The organism is Ciceribacter sp. T2.26MG-112.2, assembly GCF_900492205.1.
Taxonomy (GTDB): Bacteria; Pseudomonadota; Alphaproteobacteria; order Rhizobiales; family Rhizobiaceae; genus Allorhizobium; species Allorhizobium naphthalenivorans_A.
The window spans coordinates 315,514-338,913 of the sequence record NZ_UEYQ01000001.1 but is presented as its reverse complement, the minus strand read 5'-3'; the positions used below and the strand labels follow the sequence as shown (position 1 = coordinate 338,913).

Sequence of the window (23,400 nt, the reverse complement as noted above, 5' to 3'; positions counted from 1 at the left end):
TTGCGAGATTGAGAAGGTCTGAGAGATGAGACGGGTAGTTGTAACGGGACTTGGGATCGTGTCCTCCATCGGCGCCGACGCCGCGGAGGTGACCGCATCCCTGCGCGAGGCAAAGTCGGGCATCAGCTTTTCTCCCGATTTCGCCGAGCACGGCTTCAAGTGCCAGGTCTGGGGCAAGCCCGCGCTGGATCCGACCGAGCACGTCGACCGTCGCGCCATGCGATTCCTCTCCCAGGGCGGTGCCTGGAACCATGTCGCCATGAAGCAGGCGATCGCCGATGCCGGTCTGGAAGAAGCCGACTACGCGCAGAACGAACGCGTCGGCATCATCATGGGTTCGGGCGGCCCCTCCACCCGCACCATCGTCGAGGCCGCCGACATCGTACGCCAGAACAACAGCCCCAAGCGGATCGGTCCTTTCGCCGTGCCGAAGGCCATGTCTTCGACGGCGTCCGCGACACTCGCCACCTGGTTCAAGCTCCACGGTGTCAATTACTCGATCTCGTCGGCTTGCTCGACCTCGGCTCATTGCATCGGCAACGCCTATGAGATGATCCAGTGGGGCAAGCAGGACATGATGTTCGCGGGCGGCCACGAGGATCTCGATTGGACCATGTCCGATCTGTTCGACGCCATGGGCGCCATGTCCTCCAAGTTCAACGATACCCCATCGACGGCATCGCGGGCCTATGATGCTTCGCGCGACGGTTTCGTCATCGCCGGCGGTGCGGGCGTGCTGGTGCTCGAGGAACTGGAACACGCCAAGGCGCGCGGTGCCAAGATCTACGCCGAAATCGTCGGCTATGGCGCGACTTCGGACGGCTACGACATGGTCGCGCCGTCGGGCGAGGGCGCCATTCGCTGCATGCGCCAGGCGCTCTCCACCGTGAAGGGTGAGGTCGACTACATCAATACCCACGGCACCTCGACGCCGGTCGGCGACAGCAAGGAAATCGGCGCGATCCGCGAAGTGTTCGGGTCCAGGATTCCGCACATCCAGTCGACCAAGTCGCTCACCGGCCATTCGCTGGGTGCTGCCGGCGTGCAGGAATCGATCTATGGCCTGCTGATGATGCAGGAGCGCTTCATCGGCGAGAGCGCTCACATCACCGAGCTCGACCCGGAATTCGATGGCGTGCCGATCGTTCGCAAGCGCATCGACAATGCCAAGATCGACACCGTTCTGTCCAACTCCTTCGGCTTCGGCGGCACCAACGCAACCCTGGTCTTCCAGCGTCAGAATGGATAACGGAATGATTGCTTCCATGCAGGGAAAACGCGGCCTCATCATGGGCGTCGCGAACAGCCACTCGATCGCCTGGGGCATCGCCCAGGCTCTGAGCCGCGCCGGCGCGGAACTGGCCTTCACCTATCAGGGCGAGGCGCTCGGCAAGCGGGTGAAGCCGCTGGCAGCCGAGCTGGGTTCGGACTTCCTTCTGCCTTGCGATGTGGAGGATATTTCTTCCGTCGACGCCGTGATCGGCGCGCTCAAGGAGAAATGGGGCAAGATCGATTTCATCGTTCATGCCATCGGCTTCTCCGACAAGAACGAGCTCAAGGGGCTGTATGCCGATACCAGCCGGGAAAATTTCACCCGCACGATGGTGATCTCGTGCTTTTCCTTCACCGAGATCGCCAAGCGCGCGGCCGAACTGATGTCGGAAGGCGGCGCCATGCTGACGCTGACCTATGGCGGCTCGGTGCGTCTGATGCCGAACTATAATGTCATGGGCGTGGCCAAGGCTGCTCTCGAGGCTTCGGTGCGCTATCTGGCGGGCGATTACGGCCCGCGCGGCATCCGCGTCAACGCCATCTCGGCCGGCCCGATCCGTACGCTCGCCGGGGCCGGAATCTCCGATGCACGCGCCATGCTCTCGTGGCAGCAGAAGAATGCGCCGCTGCGTCGCACGGTGACGATCGAGGATGTCGGGAACTCGGCTCTTTATCTGCTGTCGGACCTGTCGCGCGGCGTGACCGGCGAAATTCACTACGTCGATGCCGGCTACAACATCACCTCGATGCCTGTGCTCGAGACGCTGCGAAGCACCGACGCGGAATAGTCGCTCTTCGGGAAACGAAAAATGCCTGGCGCGACCTCATATCGCGCCAGGCATGAACACGGAGTGGTCCGCCAGCCGGAAAAACCCGGCTTACTCCGGTCTTGGATTGTGCTCCAGTTCGATCGAGCCCATCAGGATGGCCATGCTGACCGCATGCAGCCGATTGCGCGCGCCGAGTTTCCGTTCGGCGGATGACAACATCCCCTCGACCTCGATCTCGGGCAGCACCAGCAGATTGCAGATGTCCAGCGGACGCTTGCCTTCCGCGAGCATCGTCAGGCACTTCACTTCCGCATCGGTCAATGCGGTTCTCGAACCGGACGGCTGTCCGGCGGATGTATCGCTATTCGCCATGATGTTCTGAGATCGCCAAGATTGAATCGGTGCTACGTCGCGGTAGTCTCACTGCGACATGCATACTCTCGGCTATATAGAGTAAAATACGACGCCCGCAATTCGCGGCGCACGCCAAAAACTTACCATCGCACGCGATGGTCTTTGCCACCGTTTGCTTCTGATGTCAGCTTAATGTCAGCAATTCTGCCTGTCGCGTGGCAATTGTCAATAGCCAAAGCGCACTTCGCGATCAGCCTCGTGACTGGCGATCAGGCACTCCTGCGTCCGCGCAATTCGCTGGGCGTACGACCGAACCAGCGCGCGACCGACCGCGTGAACGCACTCGGCGCCGAATAGCCCAGCCGATAACAGATCTCCGCGATCGGCAATTCGCTCTCGGTGAGCAGATTGAGACTCAATTCGCGCCGGAGATCGTCACGGATCTCGGCCAGGCTGGTGTGCTCTTCGGCGAGTCGGCGCTGGAAGGTGCGCTCCGATATGCCGAAATGTGGGGAGATCTCGCTCAAGGATGGATTGGACTCCGCCATGCGCAAGATCAGGAACTTGCGAACCTGATCAATGAAGCTTCCCTCCTGATGTGTTGCATTCGGCCACATGGATCGGCACTGGATGTCCATCAGCGAGAACAGTCTGGCGTCGGCCTTGGGATTGTGCACGTCGAGCAGGCTCGCGGGGATGCGCAATGCGTTCTCCCGGCAGCCGAAACGGAGCTTCCTGGTGAGATAGTCGCGAAACACCTGCGGCGATTTCGGCCGAGGCCGTTCCAGGTCGACCTCGACAAGATCGGTCTGGCTCCCGACAATATCGCGCAGCCGCCGCATCGTCAGGGCTATTCCCATGTCGACATATTGGTCGCGCTTCACGATGGCCGGAGCAAACGACCAGGAGAAGGACGCGCCGCGGTCATCGATGTTCAGGTGCAGATTGCTGGCATAGGTCGCATATTGCATGTGCAGGGCGAGAAAACGCACGAAGTCGCGCACGGTCGGCGCCGTCATCAACCCGTAGCCGAATGGCCCGGTCGAGCCCGCGACGAAGCGGTCGACACATTTCAATCCGAAGGCCTCGTCATCGGCCAACAGTGCGCAGGCCTCCAGCAACCGGCATATCCGGTCGAGGCTGATGCGTGCCGTCAGGCTCTGGAACATATCCGGATCGATCTTGAGGGCGCTGCAGATTGGCGCGATATCGATACCGTAAGACTGCGCATGCGCCTGAATCGCAGACGCGACGCCTGCAACGGCCGTAAGTTCGTCGGCGATCGATTTATTAGCCATTGAATATCTGGCGTCCAATGATAAGCCAATGACGTCGCAGGTTAAGTCGCATTCGACAGTTTGTCGAGGGACAAGGCATCCGGAAGAGCCGGATGCCGTTCGATGACAGCTAGTGTCCGATAAAGGCCGTGCTCGGCCTACTTCTTGGCCCAGAGAACCTTGAAACGGGCATTTCGACACGTCTCGCCATGTTCACGAAAATCTTCGGCGAGGATGCTCTCATAGGGCAGGCCGCGATTGGCAACCAGCAGCAATTGCCCGCCGCCGCGCAGGGCTTGGGCTGCCGCCTTGATCATCGTCTGGCCGAGGCCCGGTTCCGCAGCATGTCCCTGGTGGAAAGGTGGGTTCATGATGACGAGATCGTATTTCTCCTTGGCGGGTTCGCGGGTGAGGTCCTGCCAGAAGAAACGCGCCGGGAGCTTGGGGCAGTTGGCCGCCAGATTTGCCTTTGCGCATTCCAGGGCCTCAAAATCGGCCTCGAACAGATCGATGCGTGCGGTGCGCGGTGCGCGTTCGGCCAGCATGATCGACAGATAACCCCAGCCGGCGCCGAAGTCCGCGGCATTGCCGTCGAAGCTCTCAGGCAGGCGGCTTGCCAGCAGTTCGGAGCCGTCGTCGACACGATCATGGGAAAACATGCCGGCGCGCGTGTGGAAGCGTCCGTCCACCAGCGTATCGCGCGCGCCAAGCTTGGCGACAGCTGCGCTTGCATCGTCCGGTGCGTTGAACCACAGAGCGACACCGTGGTATTTCGGCATGTGCTCGGCCTCGATACCGAGGCCGCCAAGACGCTTGCGCATCGGCTGCACCCCATCTTCCTTGCCGCCGGCAACCACGATCAGTCCGCCCGCCTTGACCCGCTTGAGGGCTTCCGCAATGCGATTGTCGTTCTCGCCCCGATGCTTGCCGAGCAGCACCAGCGCCCCGTCGAAATTCTCGCCCTCTACCCGGGAAATCGGCTCGAGCCGTGCCGCCTGCAGCCTCAGGAACTCGCCGCGATGGCCCTGTACCGGCACGAGCTTCGCCGGAAATTCCGCAGGCGCCGCAAAGCCGGCCTCCGCTCCGAGGAAAAGGAAGCGTTCACCGTCGCCAGGTGCGGCAACCGTGCCGCTGGCAAAGGGATGGAACAGGGTTTTCAGCGTTTCGCGGCTCATGGCAGATTCTCCGGGCGAATAAAAAAGGCGCGGAAGGGTTTCCGCGCCTTGGTTCAAAGGTGAGGGGCCGCTTATTCGGCGGCTTCGCCCTCGTCCTTCTTCTTCTCGGCGACGACTTCCTTGCCGGTCGTCTGGTCGACGGCCTTCATCGAGAGGCGGACCTTGCCGCGCTCGTCGAAGCCCATCAGCTTGACCCAGACCTTGTCGCCTTCCTTGACGACGTCGGAAGTCTTGGCAACGCGGTCGGATGCCAGCTGCGAAATGTGCACGAGGCCGTCACGCGAACCGAAGAAGTTGACGAAGGCACCGAAATCGGCGGTCTTCACAACGGTACCTTCGTAGATCACGCCGACTTCCGGCTCAGCCACGATCGAGTGGATCCACTTGCGGGCCGCTTCGATCTCCTTGCCGGAGGACGAGGCGATCTTGATCGTGCCATCGTCTTCGATGTTGATCTTGGCGCCGGTCTTTTCGACGATTTCGCGGATCACCTTGCCGCCCGAACCGATGACTTCACGGATCTTGTCGACCGGGATGTTCATCACTTCGATGCGCGGGGCGAATTCGCCGAGCTGGCTACGGCCTTCGGTGATGGCGTTCGCCATTTCGCCGAGGATATGCTTGCGGCCGCCCTGAGCCTGGGCCAGAGCCACCTTCATGATCTCTTCGGTGATACCGGCGATCTTGATGTCCATCTGCAGCGAGGTGATGCCATCCGAGGTGCCGGCAACCTTGAAGTCCATGTCGCCGAGATGGTCTTCGTCACCGAGAATGTCGGAGAGAACGGCAAAACGGTCGCCTTCGAGGATCAGGCCCATGGCGATACCGGCGACCGGCTTGGCCAGCGGAACACCTGCATCCATCAGCGCCAGCGAGGTGCCGCAAACGGTTGCCATCGAGGACGAGCCGTTCGACTCGGTGATCTCGGAGACGACACGCAGCGTGTAGGGGAACTGCTCAGCCGACGGCAGCATCGGGCGGATAGCGCGCCAGGCGAGCTTGCCGTGACCGATTTCGCGGCGGCCCGGGGAGCCCATGCGGCCCGTTTCACCGACCGAGTAGGGCGGGAAGTTGTAGTGCAGCAGGAAGCGTTCCTTGTACATGCCGGTCAGCGAGTCGACATACTGTTCGTCTTCGCCGGTGCCGAGCGTGGCAACCACGATCGCCTGGGTTTCGCCGCGGGTGAACAGGGCCGAGCCATGGGTGCGCGGGAGGATGCCGACTTCCGATACGATCGGACGAACGGTTTCCAGGTCGCGGCCGTCAATGCGGCTCTTGGTGTCGAGGATGTTCCAACGAACGATCTTCGCCTGCAGGGTCTTGAACACCGAACCGATGACTTCAGCCGTGTACTTGGCTTCGCCGCCCTCGGGCAGGAAGTGCGCCTTGACCTTCGCCTTCACGGCGTCGACGGCGGCGTAACGGGCGGCCTTCTCGGTGATCTTGTAGGCGTCGCGCAGTTCGGCCTCGGCCATCGCCAGCATTTCGGCTTCGAGCGCGGAATAGTCTTCCGGATCGAAATCGCGCGGTTCCTTGGCGGCAACCTCGGCGAGCTTGATGATCGCGTCGATGACCGGCTGGAAGCCCTTGTGGCCGAACATGACGGCGCCGAGCATGATCTCTTCGTTGAGTTCCTTGGCTTCCGACTCGACCATCAGGACGGCGTCCTGCGTGCCGGCGACGACCAGGTCGAGAACCGACTCGTCCATCTCGTCGAGATGAGGGTTCAGGACATATTCGCCGTTGATGAAGCCGACGCGTGCGCCGCCGACCGGGCCCATGAAGGGTACGCCGGAAAGCGTCAGTGCTGCCGAAGCGGCGACCATGGACAGGACGTCCGGATCGTTTTCAAGGTCGTGCTGGATAACGGTGACGACGACCTGAGTGTCGTTCTTGTAGCCATCGGGGAAGAGCGGGCGGATCGGGCGGTCGATCAGGCGGGAAACCAGCGTTTCCTTCTCCGACGGGCGACCTTCGCGCTTGAAATAGCCACCCGGGATCTTGCCGGCGGCATAGGTCTTTTCCTGGTAGTTGACGGTGAGCGGGAAGAAGTCCTGGCCCGGCTTCGGCGACTTGGCCGAAACGACGGTGGCGAGAACGACGGTCTCGCCGTAGGTGGCCATGACGGCGCCGTCAGCCTGACGGGCGATCTTGCCGGTTTCGAGCTTGAGCGGGCGGCCTGCCCACTCGATTTCCACGCTATGGATATCAAACATGTGTCTTGTCCTTCTTCCGCGGTTGCGGGCCTTCAAGGCCTGGCTCGAATTGAGCCGTTCGCATCCATGGGAATGCTGACGCATCACGGGCAAGACAGCGGGAGGCTCTCCTGAAAGATATCCTGAAGGTCTGGGACATCTTCTCTGACAGGTGCCGAAGGTCTTCGGCGAAAGCATCCGGCAATCCTGCCCCATGACAGGTCATCGGTTGGTTTTGGCAGCGCCGGCCCATCCGGCCTGCCCTTTTCGTGGGATCGCAAGGCAAGTCTGCCCATTGCGATCCGCCGGGACGGTGCCCCGAAAGGAACCGGCGGACCATCGCAAGGACGGTCCGCCGGAAGATTTTTTAGCGGCGAATGCCCAGGCTCGTGATGAGCTTCGTGTAGCGGCCTTCGTCCTTCTTCTTGAGGTAGTCAAGAAGCGAGCGGCGGCTCGACACCATCGTCAGCAGGCCACGGCGGGAATGGTTATCCTTCTTGTGGTCCTTGAAGTGTCCGGTGAGGTTGTTGATCCGCTCGGTGAGGATCGCAACCTGGACTTCCGGAGAACCGGTGTCGCCTTCGACGGTTGCGTATTCCTTGATGAGGGCAGCCTTGCGCTCTGCAGTGATCGACATCGGAAATCCTTTCTGAATATCAGGAGAAAAAGTCGCCATATGCCGGGATGTCGTCCAGCAAAGGCCGTGAAAGCAGGCGGAAAGCCGCCGTGCTGGCGTGCCTATAACGCATCCCGGGGTGAAATGAAAGTGTTGATTGTCCGGGCGCGGTTCAGGTGAAAACCCGCCGCGGGCGGAACTCACCTTCGCCGATCTCACCGATCGCCACCAGCTTGCCGAAGCAGGTGGCAAAGGCGTCAGCCTCTGCGACCGGCGCATTGCGACCCCTGAGCAGGATCGGATTGCCCATCCGCAGGCGATGCGCCTGGTCTTCGGTAATGGCGATGTGCGGCAGGCTGGACAGGGCTTCACCGGTATCGATCAGGAACGCATCGAGCGCGGCCAGCCGCTCCTGCTTGTCCTCGATCGCCTCCAGTGCCGTCAGTTCGGCAAGCGGAACCATCATCTCTTCGGCAAAGGGAGCGACGAAGGTCCGCCGAAGCGACGAAATGTGGCCGTAGCAGCCGAGTTCGCGGCCAAAATCGCGGGCGAGCGAGCGCACATATGTGCCCTTGCCGCATTCGACTTCGAAGCGCGCGCTGTTTACATCCGGACAGCCGATCAGCGTCAGGCGGAAGATCTCCACCTCGCGCGAGGGGATGTCGACGGTTTCGCCTTCGCGCGCAAGGTCGTAGGCCCGCTCACCGGCGATCTTGATCGCGGAGAACTGCGGCGGGGTCTGGGAAATCACACCAGTATAGTTTGGCAGCAGGGCGCGGATCGCTTCTTCGCTCGGACGATTGACCGAAGTTTCCGTCGCCTCGCCCTCGAGGTCGTCGGTCGTCCGCTCTTCTCCCCAGGTCACGGTGAATTCGTAGATCTTGCGGCCATCCATGACGTAAGGCACGGTCTTGGTGGCGTCGCCGAGCGCGATCGGCAGCATGCCGGAGGCGAGCGGATCAAGCGTGCCGGCATGGCCGGCCTTCTGCGCGTCGAACAGCCACTTGATCTTGGAGACGGCCTCGGTGGAGCCGAAATCGACCGGCTTGTCGAGGATCAGCCAGCCGGAAACCGGCCGGCCCTTGGGTTTGCGGGGTTTGGACATGCGCCTCTATTCTTGTTCGTCGTCGCTGTCGGTGTGCCCCAGATCGCGCTGGACCTCGGGCGAGCGCAAGAGCGCGTCGATCTTCTGGTAATTGTCGAAGCTGGTATCGTCGCGGAACCGGACCTCGGGCATGTATTTCAGCTGCCGGAGCTGGGGCCCGAGCCGTCCGCGGATATATTTGGCGTGGTGGTTCAGTGCGTCGATCACCGCCTGGTGGTCGGCCACGCCGAGCGGCGTCACATAGGCGTTGGCGACCCTTAGGTCCGGCGACATGCGAACCTCGGAGATCGAGATCACCGTCTTTTCAATCAGCGGATCGCGCACTTCGCCACGCTGCAACACCTGCGAGATCGCGGCGCGCACCTGTTCGCCGACACGCAGCATGCGCTGGTTGGGCGCGGAAGTCGTTGGTTTGGTCATATCTTTTCGCCTTAAACGAAGCGAGCGCCGGATCGTCCGGCGCCCGTCCTGTTATTCCGTGCGGATGGTCGCCTTAAAGCGTGCGGGTGATATGTTCCACGCGGAAGCACTCGATCGTGTCGCCGGCGCGGATGTCTTCGTAGTTCTCGAAGGCCATGCCACATTCCTGACCCATCGGCACTTCGGCCACTTCGTCCTTGAAGCGCTTGAGTGTCTTGAGCTTGCCTTCGTGGATGACGACGTTGTCGCGCACCAGACGGACACCTGCACCACGTTCGACCTTGCCTTCGATGACACGGCAACCCGCGACCTTGCCGACCTTCGTGATGTTGAACACCTCGAGGATCTCGGCATTGCCGAGGAAGGTTTCGCGCCGTTCCGGCGACAGCAGACCCGACATCGCCGCCTTCACGTCATCCACCAGATCGTAGATGATGTTGTAGTAGCGGATTTCGATGCCGGCACGCTCCGAGGCCGTGCGGGCCTGGGCGTTGGCGCGGACGTTGAAGCCGATGATGGCGGCATTGGATGCCTCGGCAAGCGAGATATCCGATTCCGTGATCGCGCCGGCGCCCGAATGGACGATGCGGGCCCGAACCTCATCGGTACCGAGCTTGTCGAGAGCCGCAATGATCGCTTCGACGGAGCCCTGCACGTCGCCCTTGATCACCAGCGGGAATTCCTTGAAGCCGGTATTCTGCAGCTGGGTCATCATCTGTTCCAGCGAACCGCGCTGGCCGGACTGACGGGCAGCGGCCTTGTCGCGGGCCAGTCGCTGGCGGTATTCGGAGATCTCGCGGGCGCGGGCCTCGTTTTCGACCACGGCGAAGCGGTCACCGGCAGCGGGCGTACCCGACAGACCGAGGATTTCGACCGGCATGGCCGGACCGGCTTCCTTGACGTGTTCGCCCTTGTCGTTGACGAGCGCACGCACGCGGCCCCACTGGTCGCCGGCGACGATGATCTGGCCGGGCTTCAGCGTACCCTTCTGCACCAGGACGGTGGCAACCGCACCGCGGCCACGGTCGAGCTGCGCTTCGATGACGGTGCCTTCGGCGGTGCGCTTCGGATCGGCCTTGAGGTCGAGAATTTCGGCCTGCAGCAGGACGGCTTCGAGAAGCTTGTCGAGGTTGATCTTGTTCTTCGCCGAGACCTCGACGTCGAGCACTTCGCCGCCCATCGATTCGACGAAAACTTCGTGCTGCAGCAGCTGGTTGCGCACCTTCTGCGGGTCGGCCTCATGCTTGTCGATCTTGTTGATCGCCACGATGATCGGCACGTTGGCGGCCTTGGCGTGGTTGATCGATTCGATCGTCTGCGGCATGACGCTGTCATCGGCCGCAACCACCAGAATGGCGATGTCGGTCGCTTGGGCGCCGCGGGCACGCATCGCGGTAAAGGCGGCGTGACCGGGGGTGTCGATGAAGGTGATCTTCTGGCCGTTCTGCTCGACCTGATAGGCGCCGATATGCTGCGTGATGCCGCCGGCTTCGCCCGATACGACCGAGGTCTTGCGGATGGCGTCGAGCAGCGAGGTCTTGCCGTGGTCGACGTGGCCCATGATGGTCACGACCGGCGGACGCGACACCAGTTCGCCTGCGTCGTCGGCAACATTGAAGATGCCTTCTTCAACGTCGGATTCCGAAACGCGCTTGACGGTGTGGCCGAATTCGGTGGCGATGAGTTCGGCAAGGTCGGCGTCGATGACGTCGCCCGGCTTCATCATCTGGCCTTCCTTCATCAGGTACTTGATGACGTCGACGGCGCGTTCGGACATGCGCTGCGACAGTTCCTGAATGGTGATTGTCTCGGGCAGGATGACTTCGCGCATGACCTTTTCACGCGTTTCCTGCATCTGCGACCGGCGGAACTTCTCCTGGCGGCGGCGCTGGGCTGCCATTGAGCGACCGCGGGCGTTGCCGTCATCGTCGACATTGGCCGTGGTGACGGTCAGCTTCCCGCGACGACGCTCTTCTTCGGCCTTCGGACGCGGCGGGACCTTGGCGGGGGTCGGAGCAACGACCTTGCCACGAACCGGAGCGCCGCGGCTGACGGTGCGTTCTTCCTCTTCCTCGTCGCCGGCCTTGCGGCCACGCACGAAGCCCGGCGCCGCGGGAGCGGACGGAGCAGCGGCGGGCTTTGCGCCCGGACGCGTTTCCGCTGCCGGCGCTGCGGCCTGGGTTTCGGCGACAGGTGCCGGTTCTTCCGGCTGGGGTTCGGCAGCACGGCGGGCAGCCTCTTCGGCAGCCAGACGTGCGCGTTCCTCAGCCTCCGCCACGCGGCGGGCTTCATCGATGACGCGCTGCTTGGCTTCCTCGACTTCGCGAGCCTGGGCTTCGAGCAGGGCGCGACGGCGCGCTTCCATCTCGCCGGCCGACAGGTCGTGCAGGACGGCGCCGCGCGGGCGTTCCTGGCGGACGGGCGGCTGCGGCGTGGGGCGCTGCGGCTGTGGGGTCGGCTGATGCGTGCGGGTCTGCTGAGCAGGTGCTGCGGGACGTGAAGGGACGACCGGTGCCGCCACGGGTTCTGCAGCGCGCGCGACCGGTGCGGCCGGCGTTACGATCTTTTCGTCTTCGGGGCGGATCGGGCGGCGCTTGCGCGTCTCCACCACGACGGCCTTGGTTCGACCGCGACCCATATCCTGGCGCACGGTCCCCTGGGTCACGCCTGACGGTTTCAGTGTGAGGGTCTTCTTGGGCGCGCTGAGTGTCTTGTCGTCGTTGTTGTCGGTCATTCCGTTCCGTTCCTTGGACAAGGACGGATGCGGCGCATCAGACCTCGTCGTTCAATTCGTCATTCCGATAAAGCGTCCGGCTGATACCGGTAGCCGCGTCATTGCTTCGGCATGTCAGAGACATCCTTTTTCTGGGACAGTCCGCCAGTGCGGTACTGTTCAAGCACGTTTGCGCGCTTCACTACACCTTCACCCGCCTGCCCTGCAAGCGCGCAAGCATGGATAAACGCATTCTGGCCCATCAGTTCGTCCATTTCCGCCCCTGAGAGCAGTTGGTAGGACGGTATTTCCGCGTCAGTCCCCATGCCGAGGTGCCAGGCCTTGCGCGCCTGGTCGATCTTTCTTACGCCATCGGCCGCCGCATCGGTCGAATGGAAGACGGCAAGCGCCTCGCCACTTCGCACCGCAGCCTCGACCTTTGCCGAGCCTGAAACGAACTGACCGGCCTTGCGTGCCAGGTTCATCATGCCGGCCAGTTGCTGGGCGAGCAACCGGTCGACCGTTTCGCCGAGATTGGCGTCCACCTTCACGTCCCGCTTCAAGGCACGGGCGAAGAGTTTCTTCGCCACGGCCTTGTCGACGGCCGCCCGGCTGGGCGAAACCCAGCAGCCCCGACCGGGAAGCGCGCGCTTCAGGTCGGGGACAATGGTACCGTCGGGTGCCGCCACGAACCGGATCAGCGTCTCAGGCGAGCCGCTTTCCCGCGTGGCGATGCACATGCGCCCGTTCACTTCGCCCACATCGAGGTCCTCCTCGTCGTCGGCGATGTCCGGCGCCCCGTCGATCATCACGCTTCCTGCTCGCCTTCGGCTTCTTCTTCAGCCGCGGCCTCGGTTGCGAGGTCTTCCTCGGTGATCCAGCCGGCCGCAAGGCGCGCCTGGACGATCATGTTCTCGGCCTCGGCACGCGAAACGTCGAACTTCGAGAACAGGCCCTCGAACTTCTTCGTCTCGCCGTCCTTGCGTTCGCTCCAGCCGACCAGGTCGTCGGCCGCGCAACCGGCAAAGTCCTCGACCGTCTTGATGCCGTCTTCGCCGAGAGCGACCATCATCTGCGAGGTCATGCCGTCGATCGAGCGCAATTCGTCGGCCACGCCGAGTTCCAAGCGCTTGGCGTCCATTTCCGCCTCGATCTTCTCCAGGTACTCGCGGGCGCGGGTCTGGATTTCCTGGGCGGTGTCCTCGTCGAAGCCGTCGATCGAAGCGATTTCCTCGAGGTCGACATAGGCGACTTCCTCGACCTGGGCGAAGCCTTCGGACGCCAGCACCTGGCCGACCATTTCGTCGACGTCCAGCGCGTCCATGAACAGGTTGGTGCGCTCGTTGAATTCCTTCTGGCGGCGCTCCGATTCCTCGGCTTCCGTCATGATGTCGATGTCCCAGCCGGTCAGCTGCGATGCGAGGCGCACGTTCTGGCCGCGGCGGCCGATGGCGAGCGACAGCTGCTCGTCCGGAACAACGACTTCGATGCGCTCGGCATCTTCGTCGAGAACGACCTTGGCGACTTCCGCCGGCTGCAGCGCGTTGACGATGAAGGCGGCCGGATCGTTGGACCACGGGATGATGTCGATCTTTTCGCCCTGAAGCTCGCCGACGACGGCCTGGACGCGGGAACCGCGCATACCGACGCAGGCGCCGACCGGATCGATCGAGCTATCGTTCGAGATGACGGCGATCTTGGCGCGTGAACCCGGGTCGCGGGCAACCGACTTGATCTGGATGATGCCGTCGTAGATTTCCGGCACTTCCATGGTGAACAGCTTCACCATGAACTGCGGATGGGTGCGCGACAGGAAGATCTGCGGGCCGCGCTGTTCGCGACGTACGTCGTAGACATAGGCGCGGACACGGTCGCCGTAACGGAAGGCTTCGCGCGGGATCATCTCGTCGCGGCGGATGATGCCTTCGCCGCGGCCGAGGTCGACGATGACATTGCCGTATTCGACGCGCTTGACGGTGCCGTTGACGATCTCGCCGACGCGGTCCTTGAACTCGTCGAACTGGCGGTCACGCTCGGCTTCGCGCACCTTCTGCACGATGACCTGCTTGGCCGACTGGGCAGCGATTCGGCCGAAATCCATCGGCGGCAGCGGGTCGGCGATGAAGTCGCCGATCTTGGCTTCGATGTTGCGGTCGCGGGCAAGTTCCAGTGCGATCTGGGTCGAATAATCCTCGACAGTGTCGACGACTTCGAGAAGACGCTGCAGGCGGATTTCGCCGGTCTTCGAATTGATGTCGGCGCGGATATTGGTTTCCGAGCCATAGCGCGAGCGGGCGGCCTTCTGGATGGCGTCGGCCATCGCGGCAAGGACGATTTCGCGGTCGATGACTTTCTCACGGGCGACCGCATCTGCGATCTGCAAGAGCTCGAGCCGGTTAGCACTGACTGCCATTGTCTTAAGTCTCCGTCTTCCTGCCGGGGCCCAGGCCCTCAAGGCGGTTAGTCAAACTTTATGCGTCGCTGTCTTCGTCATTCTGGTTGGCGGCCTGCGCCTTGGCCTGCTTGTCGGCGCGAAGCGCATCGCGAATGAGATCGTCCGTCAGGATCAGCTTCGCTTCGCTGAGCGTATTGAACGGGATCTTCACCCGCGGCTCTTCGCCATAGGCCACCTGATCGCGCTCGAGCATGAAGCCTTCGCTGTCGACCTCGGTGATCTTGCCGCGAAACCGCTTGCGGTTGTCGACCAGAATGGAGGTCTCGCACTTGACGATATGACCCTGCCAGCGCGTGAAATCCGACTTGCGCACCATCGGTCGATCGATGCCCGGCGACGACACCTCGAGGTGGTAGGCCTTTTCGACGGGGTCTTCGACATCGAGAACCGGAGAGATGGCCATGGAGACCTCCTCGCAATCGGTTACGGTCATCGTTCCATCGTTCTTCTCGGCCATGACCTGCAGCGTCAGGCCGTTCTGGTTCATCAGCCGCGCCCGAACCAGCTTGTATCCCAAGGCAACCAGAACCGGCTCGATGATCTCGGCGATGCGCCGGTCGAGACCCGTCTCGATGATGATCCGTGCTTCGCCGGCTTCCGGCGTCGGCATGCTGTCAGTCAATCGTCATACTCCTGGATAGGTCCGATCGCCAACAAAAAAGAGCGGGTCCTCGCGGCCCCACCCTTCATCTGTCGATCAAGAATTTACGGTTCGTATACGCCGGTTTCGGCCCGATTGCAAGCTTTTCGCGCGGCAAGGCCTATCTATGCCTTCAGGCTGCGGGATGGTAGACCATCGGCAAGATCCCCCTTGTCACCGGAGTGCCGGTTCCGCCGCGATCGAGACCTTCGAAAGGGTAAGTCCAAGTGCCCGAGCGCAGATCCTTCCTGTCCCCGCTGAAGCATCCGGTCTACCGCAGGATCTGGGGCGCCAGCATTGCCTCCAATCTCGGTGGACTGATCCAGGGCGTCGGCGCCGCCTGGATGATGGCCTCGATCTCCCAGTCGGAAAACATGGTGGCGCTGGTGCAGGCATCGACCACGCTGCCGCTGATGCTCTTCTCGCTGCTGTCCGGTGCGATCGCCGACAATTACGACCGGCGCCGCGTCATGCTGACGGCCCAGGTCTTCATGTTCTGCGTCTCGGCGCTGCTGGCGCTGTTTGCCTATCTCGGCCTGATTACCCCCTGGCTGCTCCTGCTGTTCACCTTCCTGATCGGCAGCGGTGCGGCACTCAACAATCCGTCCTGGCAGGCCTCCGTCGGCGACCTGGTGCCGCGCGAGGATCTGCCGGGCGCGGTTTCGCTCAACAGTGTCGGTTTCAATATTACCCGCAGCGTCGGCCCGGCCATCGGCGGCATGATCGTTGCTGCGGCCGGCGCGGCGGCGGCCTTCGCCGCCAATTCGCTCAGCTATTTCGCTCTCGTCTTTGCCCTTTATCGCTGGAAGCCGGATCTGCCGAAGCGCACCTTGCCGCGCGAGGCGCTCGGCCGGGCGATCTCGGCCGGTCTGCGTTACGTCGCCATGTCGCCGAATATCACCAAGGTCCTGTTCCGGGGCTTCGTCTTCGGCCTGACGGCGAGCGCCGTGATGGCGCTGCTTCCCATTGTGACGCGCGACCTGATCGGTGGCGGGGCGCTGACCTATGGTGTCATGCTCGGTGCGTTCGGCGCCGGCGCGATCGCCGGCGCGCTTGGCAATTCGAGGATTCGCGAAGTGCTCACGAGCGAAGATATCGTCCGCTGCGCCTTCGCCGGCTTCGCCCTAAGCTCGACCATCATCGGCATCAGCCCCTATGCGGTCGTGACTGGTCTCTCGCTTGTCGTTGCCGGCGCCTGCTGGGTGCTGGCGCTGTCGCTGTTCAACACGGTCGTGCAATTGTCCACGCCGCGCTGGGTGGTCGGCCGGGCCTTGTCGCTCTATCAGACAGCGACCTTCGGCGGCATGGCGGGCGGCAGCTGGATCTGGGGCCTGGTGGCGGAAAGCCATGGCGTCACGGCGGCCTTTTTCGCCTCCGCCCTGTTGATGATCCTCGGCGTCGGCATCGGACTCTTCCTGCCGATGCCGCCCTTTGCCTCGCTGGATCTCGACCCGCTCAATCGTTTCGCCGAGCCGCCGCTGAGACTTGACATCCGGCCGCGCAGCGGCCCGATCGTCATCAATATCGACTATGAGATCGCCGACGAGGACCTGCCGGAATTCCTGGCGGTCATGGTCGAGCGCCGGCGGATCCGCATCCGCGACGGCGCCCGCAACTGGGCGCTGATGCGCGACCTCGAGAATCCCGACATCTGGACGGAAACCTATCACACGCCGACCTGGGTCGAATATGTACGGCACAACCAGCGCCGCACCATAGCCGATGCCGAAACGACCGACCGGCTGCTGGCCCTGCATCGCGGCAAGGGGAAGCCGAGGGTCCACCGGATGATCGAGCGCCAAGCGATCCCGCCAACCGACGACGTCTTCCACAAACCGCATATCGAGCCGCATTGAACGGGACTTCTTGGCCTCAGCGCAGCTTGCCCTTCAGCGAGGCATCCGGATAGCAGGTCGGTTTCATTCCGTTCTTTTCCTGCCAGTCGCCCAGCGACCGCCGCGTCTTGAAGCCCGGCAGGCCGTCGACATTGCCGACGTCATAGCCCTTGGAGACGAGCGCCTTCTGCATGGCAAGCACGTCGGAGCGCAGCATCTTGCCGACGTCACCGAACGGAGCCTTGAACGCGCCGCTGCCATAGGCGATGCGGTCGGCAAGATTGCCGATGAAAAGGGCATAGAGGTCGGAGTTGTTATACTCCTTGAGCACGTAGAAGTTCGGGCTGACGAGGAATTCCGGGCCGTGCGTTCCGGCCGGCACCAGCATCATCGTCGAGGCGGAAAGTTCGCTTCCCGGAAAGGCCTTGCCGGAGATCCGGGTGATCCCCTGCGCCGACCATTCCGACAGCGGCTTGGCCCGGTCCGGGCCTTCCTGGGCGCAAGATACGCCATCTGGTATCTTGACCTCGAAGCCCCAGTCACGTCCCGTCTGCCAGCCGCTTTTCTTCAGGTAGTTGGCGATCGATGCCAGGCTGTCGGGCACCGAGTTCCAGATGTCGCGATGGCCGTCGCCGTCGAAGTCGACGGCATATTTGAGATAGCTGGTCGGCATGAATTGCGGCTGGCCGAGCGCCCCCGCCCAGGAGCCCTTCATCTGGCCCGCCCCGATATCGCCGCCCTCGATCATGTGCAGCGCCGAGATCAGTTCGCGGCGGAACAGGTCCTTGCGGGTCGACATGAACGCCTTTGTGGCCAGAACCTCGACGGCGGAATAGGGCAGCCTTGCGCCGCCGAAGCCGGATTCCCGGCCCCAGATGGCGACGATGATCGAGCCGGGAACGCCATAGGCCGCCTCGACCTTGCGCAGCGTCGAGGCGTGGCGATCGGCAAGGCTGCGGCCGGTGGCGGCCAGTCCCTGCAAGCGCTTTTCCGAGAAATAGGCGCCGGGCGAGGAGAACTCCGCCTGGCTCTGCTTCCGATCCTTGGGCGGTGCCGTCCCCGGGGGCACGAGGTCCGGCAGGTCCCAGTTGAGTGTCAGGCCGGCGACCGCCTTGTCGAAGGCCTGACGGGAAATTCCGGCCGTCTTCGCCTCCGGCCAGAGGTCGTTGGCAAGCCAGGCCTGGAACTGCTGTTCGACGGCCGCCTTGGACGGGGCGGCGATGGCGGCAGGGACGCTCCAAAGCAGGCAGACAGAAAGCACCAGCGCAAGGCTGCGTCGAACGCCCTTCCTAGGGATGGACTGCCCGACAGGGCGGAGGGGGCTAAGGCCGGTCATGACAGGTCTCCCGTCGTCGTACAGAGAATCAGATGACTGTCCTGGCGCGCAAAGCGGCCGAAAGTGTGCCTTCGTCGAGATAATCCAGCTCGCCGCCCACCGGCACGCCATGCGCCAGCCGCGTGATCCTGACATCGAGGCCGGCCAGGTGGTCGGTGATATAGTGGGCTGTCGTCTGGCCCTCGACGGTGGCGTTGACGGCGATGATGACCTCGCGGATGCCGCCCTTGGCGACGCGATCGATCAGCCCCTTGATGTTGAGATCGTCCGGCCCGACGCCGTCCAGCGGCGAGAGCGTGCCACCGAGCACGTGATAGGCGGCGTTCATCGCGCCGGCTCGCTCCAGCGCCCAGAGGTCGGACACATCCTCCACGACGATGATCATCGACTGGTCGCGCCTGTCGTCGGTGCAGACAGTGCAGGGATCGACGGTGTCGACGTTGCCGCAGTGCGAGCAGACCTTCACCTTGTCGAAGGCATCGCCCATGGCATGGGCGAGCGGACCCATCAGCTGGTCCTTCTTCTTGATCAGGTGGAGTGCCGCGCGGCGGGCCGAGCGCGGGCCCAATCCCGGCACCTTTGCCAGGAGCTGGATGAGTTTTTCGATTTCGGGACCGGTGACTCGCTTTGCCATTGGCCGCTTCTACTCCATATCCTCGCTAAACGGAATCGCCGAAGGGAGTGCCGCCGCATGAAAATCCTCGCCGTCTGCCGTGGCAGTGCCGAAATCCTGCCCGGCAAGAAATACAAGACCGGCATCAACAAGATGGCCGTGAACGGCCCGGTCATGGTCGACGCCCACGGCATTGTCGGCGATGCGATCTGCAATGGTGAACTGCATGGCGGCGAGGAACAGGCGGTCTATATCGAGGGCGCAGAGACGCTCGCTTGGTGGGCCGGTGAGCTCGGCCATCCTCTGGAGCCCGGGACTTTCGGGGAGAATCTGGTGATCGAGGGGATCGACAATCGAGACATCGCGGTCGGCGACCGCTTCATTGTCGGCGATGTGGTGCTGGAGGTGACCTCCACCCGCATCCCCTGCGCCACCTTCGCCGCAAAGATGAACGACCCGAAATTCCCCAAGCGCTACATGAAGGCCGGCCGTGCCGGCGCCTATGCGCGGGTGCTCTCCGGCGGTATTCTAAAGGCCGGTCAGACGGTCGACTACCAACCCTTCGCCGGCGAGCGCATCACCATGCCGGAACTCATGGAAAGCTACGGCAAGAAACTTAAGGGCGCCGAGCGTGACCGCTACCTCGCCGTGCCGCTGCATGCCGAACTCAGGGCTTTCCTCAACGACTGACGAAAGCGGCCGCCGGAAAGGCGGCCGTTGTCAAAGGCAGGTTTGAACTGAGGATTAGAACGGCAGCTTCATGCCGGGCGGGATCGGCAGGCCGGCGGTCATTTCCTTGGTCTTTTCCGCCATCACGGCCTCGGCCTTGTCCTTGGCGTCCTTGTGGGCGGCGACGATCAGGTCCTCGAGGATCTCGACCTCGTCTTCCTTGAACAGTGAAGGATCTATCTTCACGCCCTTGAGATCGCCCTTCCCGGTCATGGTGACGTTCACCAGCCCGCCGCCCGACTTGCCTTCGACTTCGAGCGAGGCGATCTCCGCCTGCATCTTCTCCATCTTGGCCTGCATTTCCTTGACCTTGCCCATCATGCCCATGATGTCGCGCATGTGCTGTCTCCTTGTATGTGTAAATCGAACTGGATTGCGTCAGAACTCGATGTCGTCGCCGGGCAGAATGTCGCCCTCGGCCGATTCCGCCGCCGCCGGCAAGCTCGGCATCTCCTCTTCGACCACCGGTGCGCGGATCCTCACATCGGTAACCTTGGCCCCGGGAAAGCGGGAGAGGATTGCCGCCACATCGGGATCCTGGCGGGCATCGACGAAGCGGGCCTCACGGGTCGAAGCGTCCGCCTCGACAAGGGTCGGCTGTCCCTCTTCGCGGCTGAGGATCACCATCCAGCGGATTTCGGTCCATTCCTCAAGCCGCTTCTGCAGATCGCTGACCAGTGTCTTCGGCGCTTCAGCCGGCAGGTTGATTTCCAGTCGACCCGGCTCGATGCCCACCAGCCGGACAAAATTGCGCAACAGCGCCCTCAGCTTCGGGTCGCGGTGTCGGGTGCAGAGTTCGGCCACATCTTCGAGCGAGTTGATGTGCACCTTGGGTTGGGGCCGGGGCTCGGCCGGCTTCGTTTCCGTGCGGGCGAGCGTCATTGGCGCATTGTCCGGCTGCGGAACGCTGTGCAGGTGCGCAACCGGTTGCGCCGGCGTGATCCGGGCGGAGACGTCGACGGACTGCTGGGCCACGGCCGCCGTGCGATAGGCGGCGGATGCACCGCCGCCATTGCCGCCGCGCGGCGCAGCCCCGGGCTGGGCCCCATCGCCGCCTTCGGATAGCGCCAGCAGCCGGCGCGCGGCATCTTCCGGCGAGGGCAGGTGGGCGGCATGAGCAAGGCGAATGATCACCATTTCGGCCGCGCCGGCCGGACGGGAGGAATTCTCGGCTTCCGGAATGCCCTTGAGCAGCATCTGCCACATCCGCGACAGGGTGGTAACCGACACACTGTCGGCCAGCTCCGCACCGCGCACCCGCTCCACTTCGCTGAGCGACGGATCCTGCGCGGCGGAAGGGATATACTTGAGCCGCGTCACCAGATGGGTGAAGTCGGCAAGATCGGTCAGGACCACGGTCGGATTGGCGCCGGCCTCATACTGGCTGCCGAATTCGGAAAGGGCAGCGGCGGCATCGCCACGCACGATATGGTCGAACAGGTCGACGATCCGCGCACGGTCGGCGAGGCCGAGCATGCCGCGGACGGCCTCGGCCCGCACGATGCCGCCGCCGTGGGCGATCGCCTGGTCGAGCAGCGACAGACCGTCGCGCGCCGAGCCTTCGGCGGCCCGGGCGATCATCGCCAGCGCCTCTTCCTCGGCGGTGATGCCTTCCTTGGCCGAAATGGTCGAGAACAGCCCGACCAGGTCCCCGGCGCTGATCCGGCGCAGGTCGAAGCGCTGGCAACGCGACAGCACCGTGATCGGAACCTTGCGGATTTCGGTGGTGGCGAAGATGAACTTCACATGCTCGGGCGGCTCCTCGAGAGTCTTCAACAGGCCGTTGAAGGCCTGGGTCGACAGCATGTGCACTTCGTCGATGATATAGACCTTGTAGCGCGCCGATACCGGGCGATAGCGCACCTGCTCGATGATCTCGCGAATGTCGTCGATGCCGGTATGCGAGGCGGCGTCCATCTCGATCACGTCGACATGGCGGCCTTCCATGATTGCCTGGCAGTGCTCGCCGGGGATCTTCAGGTCGATCGTCGGCTTGTCAATCTCGGCGGTCTTGTAGTTCAGGCCGCGCGCCAGAATGCGGGCCGTGGTGGTCTTGCCCACCCCGCGCACCCCGGTCAGCATATAGGCCTGGGCGATGCGTCCGGTCTCGAAGGCGTTGGTGAGGGTTCTCACCATCGGCTCCTGGCCGACCATCAGGTCGGTGAAATCCTTGGGGCGATATTTGCGGGCGAGAACCCGGTAGCCGGTGGCGCTACCCTCGGAATTCGATGCTTTCGGCTCGAAATCACTCATCGCCCTGCCAGCGTCTCTTAAAGACCCGGTGACCGGGCGCGCACTGGCCAGCATCGTAGCCGGCCAAATAAAACGGAAGGTGGGAGGCTGGCACGATGACCCGTGCCGCGCTCGTTAGGGCTGCTTCCTTCCGGACCTGACCCGGTTGGCGAGTGGCTCGTCCACCACCAACCTCCCGAGCCACATATCGGCAATTACGCGATCAAATGCAAGCCAAGCCGGTAAAAAACTGCTATGAGGGGGAAAAATGCCAGGAGGGACGCCTTGGACAAATTCCTACTCGACGAGCGGCTTGCGCGCGACAGCGATTTGCTGGTCCATCTCGGCCTTTGCGAACTGCGGCTGATCAATGACAGCCGCTGGCCCTGGCTGGTGCTGGTGCCGAAGCGCCCGGGCGTCTCCGAGGTCTTCGATCTGACCCCGCTCGACCAGGCCGTCCTGACCTTCGAGCAGAACACGGTGGCAGCCGCGCTCAAATCCGCGACCGGAGCGACCAAGATCAATGTCGCGGCGATCGGCAACATCGTCCGCCAATTGCATGTCCATGTCATCGCCCGCAAGGAGGGCGATGCCAACTGGCCGGGCCCCGTCTGGGGCCATGGAACGGCCGTGCCCTATGGCGAGGACGAACGACGGACCTTCCAGCAGAAGATACTCGAAGCCATTCACTCATGAAAAAATCGATATTCGACTTCGACGGCCCGCATCCCGAGCCGAGCGACCTGACCGCCTTTTCCCGCAATGCCCTTGCCCGCGACAGCGAGCATCGAGACGAGACGTCGCTGGAAAAGGCGCTAGCGGTGGAAGGCACTCATATCCTCGCCTTTTGCGATGCAAAGCTCGTGTTGAAGCACGACGGCCAGGTGCTAGACCCGCTCTTTGCTCCTTACGAGCTTGCGGAACTGGCACCCGATTTCGACAATGCCGTCCTGCTCGGTTTCCAGCCGACCGGGGAACCGCGGATCGCCGTTCCGGTCCAGTGCCCCGCCGAGGATCTGGCGAGCCACTACAAGCCTGCCGATGCGCGTGCCCTGTTTCGCGATCGGCTGATCGGCGAGGACCTGGTGGGTGAGGCGGCCCAGGCGCTCAGCCTGTTGCGGTGGAACGCCGACAATCGTTTTTGCGGCCGCTGCGGGTCCGCGATGGAAAGCCGTATCGGCGGCTATAAACGCGCCTGCACGTCCTGTGCTCACGAGATCTTCCCCCGCACCGATCCGGTGGCGATCATGCTGGCGATCGACGAGAAGCACGACCGTTGCCTGCTTGGCCGCAATCATCGTTTCCCCGAGGGCATGTATTCTAGCCTCGCCGGCTTCGTCGAACCGGGCGAGACGATCGAAAATGCCGTTCGTCGCGAAACGCGCGAGGAATCGCGCATCGAGATCGGTCGGGTGCGTTATCACGCCTCGCAGCCCTGGCCGATGCCGCACCAGTTGATGATCGGCTGCTATGCCGAGGCGCTCTCGTTCGACGTCCAGGCGGATGCCGCCGAGTTGGCCGATTGCCGCTGGTTCGGCCGTGCGGAGATTGCCGAACTGATCGAGCAGGGCCCGGTCAACGGGTTGAGCCTGCCGATCGAGGGGACGATCGCCCGGCGGCTGATCGTCGATTGGCTCGACTGGAAACGCTGAGGCCCTGAGCC

General features: G+C 63.2%; 21 protein-coding genes and 1 other RNA gene. 6 read left to right on the top strand and 16 right to left on the bottom strand.

Features of this window, described 5'->3' with window-relative positions; genetic code table 11:
• Window positions 1–25: 25 nt before the first annotated feature.
• Both fabB and fabI read left to right on the top strand, forming a co-directional pair.
• On the top strand, window positions 26–1,249 hold the full coding sequence (fabB, locus tag DYZ14_RS01710) for a beta-ketoacyl-ACP synthase I (protein WP_154719060.1): 1,224 nt from the start codon (window positions 26–28) through the stop codon (window positions 1,247–1,249).
• 4 nt (window positions 1,250–1,253) lie between these two features.
• Entirely contained in the window at window positions 1,254–2,060 is an 807-nt protein-coding gene (gene fabI, locus DYZ14_RS01705; RefSeq protein ID WP_154719059.1) for an enoyl-ACP reductase FabI, read from the top strand.
• 90 nt (window positions 2,061–2,150) lie between these two features.
• Here the strand turns inward: fabI and DYZ14_RS01700 are convergent, their stop codons facing one another.
• From DYZ14_RS01700 to rimP, 11 genes are all read right to left on the bottom strand, one after another.
• Window positions 2,151–2,363 (bottom strand): helix-turn-helix transcriptional regulator, encoded by a 213-nt coding sequence (locus tag DYZ14_RS01700; RefSeq protein ID WP_232365404.1) that lies wholly within the window; start codon window positions 2,361–2,363, stop codon window positions 2,151–2,153.
• A 302-nt stretch (window positions 2,364–2,665) separates the two neighbouring features.
• Window positions 2,666–3,694, bottom strand: coding sequence for an AraC family transcriptional regulator (locus tag DYZ14_RS01695; RefSeq protein ID WP_154719057.1), 1,029 nt, complete (start codon window positions 3,692–3,694; stop codon window positions 2,666–2,668).
• 137 nt (window positions 3,695–3,831) lie between these two features.
• Complete coding sequence (locus tag DYZ14_RS01690; protein ID WP_154719056.1) at window positions 3,832–4,848, bottom strand: class I SAM-dependent methyltransferase; 1,017 nt, start codon at window positions 4,846–4,848, stop codon at window positions 3,832–3,834.
• 71 nt (window positions 4,849–4,919) lie between these two features.
• Entirely contained in the window at window positions 4,920–7,064 is a 2,145-nt protein-coding gene (pnp, locus tag DYZ14_RS01685) for a polyribonucleotide nucleotidyltransferase (protein ID WP_154719055.1), read from the bottom strand.
• A 346-nt stretch (window positions 7,065–7,410) separates the two neighbouring features.
• Complete coding sequence (gene rpsO, locus DYZ14_RS01680) at window positions 7,411–7,680, bottom strand: 30S ribosomal protein S15 (RefSeq protein ID WP_034512717.1); 270 nt, start codon at window positions 7,678–7,680, stop codon at window positions 7,411–7,413.
• Window positions 7,681–7,831: 151 nt separating this feature from the next.
• Window positions 7,832–8,764 carry a tRNA pseudouridine(55) synthase TruB gene (truB, locus tag DYZ14_RS01675; protein ID WP_154719054.1) on the bottom strand — a complete coding sequence of 311 codons (933 nt, stop codon included), beginning with the start codon at window positions 8,762–8,764 and terminating at the stop codon, window positions 7,832–7,834.
• A 6-nt stretch (window positions 8,765–8,770) separates the two neighbouring features.
• Window positions 8,771–9,184: a 30S ribosome-binding factor RbfA gene (gene rbfA / locus DYZ14_RS01670; RefSeq protein WP_028737448.1), complete on the bottom strand. Its 414-nt coding sequence runs from the start codon at window positions 9,182–9,184 to the stop codon at window positions 8,771–8,773.
• A gap of 73 nt (window positions 9,185–9,257) precedes the next feature.
• Complete coding sequence (gene infB / locus DYZ14_RS01665) at window positions 9,258–11,918, bottom strand: translation initiation factor IF-2 (protein WP_154719053.1); 2,661 nt, start codon at window positions 11,916–11,918, stop codon at window positions 9,258–9,260.
• Between the two features lie 98 nt (window positions 11,919–12,016).
• Window positions 12,017–12,706 carry an RNA-binding protein gene (locus DYZ14_RS01660; RefSeq protein ID WP_154719052.1) on the bottom strand — a complete coding sequence of 230 codons (690 nt, stop codon included), beginning with the start codon at window positions 12,704–12,706 and terminating at the stop codon, window positions 12,017–12,019.
• Complete coding sequence (nusA, locus tag DYZ14_RS01655; protein ID WP_154719051.1) at window positions 12,706–14,310, bottom strand: transcription termination factor NusA; 1,605 nt, start codon at window positions 14,308–14,310, stop codon at window positions 12,706–12,708. The genes DYZ14_RS01660 and nusA overlap by 1 nt, the downstream gene beginning before the upstream one ends.
• A gap of 58 nt (window positions 14,311–14,368) precedes the next feature.
• Complete coding sequence (gene rimP, locus DYZ14_RS01650) at window positions 14,369–14,962, bottom strand: ribosome maturation factor RimP (RefSeq protein ID WP_154719398.1); 594 nt, start codon at window positions 14,960–14,962, stop codon at window positions 14,369–14,371.
• Between the two features lie 257 nt (window positions 14,963–15,219).
• On the opposite strand from rimP, the gene DYZ14_RS01645 reads away from it, so the two are divergent.
• A complete protein-coding gene (locus DYZ14_RS01645) occupies window positions 15,220–16,848 on the top strand; it encodes an MFS transporter (protein ID WP_154719050.1) in 1,629 nt (542 codons plus the stop codon).
• Between the two features lie 16 nt (window positions 16,849–16,864).
• Here the strand turns inward: DYZ14_RS01645 and DYZ14_RS01640 are convergent, their stop codons facing one another.
• Complete coding sequence (locus DYZ14_RS01640) at window positions 16,865–18,163, bottom strand: lytic murein transglycosylase (protein ID WP_232365403.1); 1,299 nt, start codon at window positions 18,161–18,163, stop codon at window positions 16,865–16,867.
• A gap of 28 nt (window positions 18,164–18,191) precedes the next feature.
• Window positions 18,192–18,797 carry a recombination mediator RecR gene (gene recR, locus DYZ14_RS01635; protein ID WP_154719048.1) on the bottom strand — a complete coding sequence of 202 codons (606 nt, stop codon included), beginning with the start codon at window positions 18,795–18,797 and terminating at the stop codon, window positions 18,192–18,194.
• A 57-nt stretch (window positions 18,798–18,854) separates the two neighbouring features.
• Here recR and DYZ14_RS01630 point away from each other — a divergent pair, with 57 nt between their 5' ends.
• Window positions 18,855–19,466, top strand: a complete 612-nt coding sequence (locus DYZ14_RS01630) for an MOSC domain-containing protein (RefSeq protein ID WP_154719047.1) — start codon at window positions 18,855–18,857, stop codon at window positions 19,464–19,466.
• Window positions 19,467–19,520: 54 nt separating this feature from the next.
• Here the strand turns inward: DYZ14_RS01630 and DYZ14_RS01625 are convergent, their stop codons facing one another.
• The 3 genes from DYZ14_RS01625 to ffs all read right to left on the bottom strand — a co-directional run bounded on the left by DYZ14_RS01625 (window position 19,521) and on the right by ffs (window position 21,934).
• On the bottom strand, window positions 19,521–19,844 hold the full coding sequence (locus DYZ14_RS01625; RefSeq protein ID WP_154719046.1) for a YbaB/EbfC family nucleoid-associated protein: 324 nt from the start codon (window positions 19,842–19,844) through the stop codon (window positions 19,521–19,523).
• A gap of 39 nt (window positions 19,845–19,883) precedes the next feature.
• On the bottom strand, window positions 19,884–21,758 hold the full coding sequence (locus DYZ14_RS01620; RefSeq protein ID WP_154719045.1) for a DNA polymerase III subunit gamma/tau: 1,875 nt from the start codon (window positions 21,756–21,758) through the stop codon (window positions 19,884–19,886).
• A gap of 79 nt (window positions 21,759–21,837) precedes the next feature.
• An RNA gene (gene ffs / locus DYZ14_RS01615) (signal recognition particle sRNA small type) lies at window positions 21,838–21,934 on the bottom strand.
• 58 nt (window positions 21,935–21,992) lie between these two features.
• Between ffs and DYZ14_RS01610 the strand changes: the two genes are divergently transcribed.
• Together DYZ14_RS01610 and nudC are read left to right on the top strand one after the other, a co-directional pair.
• Window positions 21,993–22,433: an HIT family protein gene (locus tag DYZ14_RS01610; protein WP_195949780.1), complete on the top strand. Its 441-nt coding sequence runs from the start codon at window positions 21,993–21,995 to the stop codon at window positions 22,431–22,433.
• A complete protein-coding gene (nudC, locus tag DYZ14_RS01605) occupies window positions 22,430–23,389 on the top strand; it encodes an NAD(+) diphosphatase (protein WP_154719043.1) in 960 nt (319 codons plus the stop codon). Before DYZ14_RS01610 ends, nudC begins: the two co-directional genes overlap by 4 nt.
• Window positions 23,390–23,400: the final 11 nt, after the last annotated feature.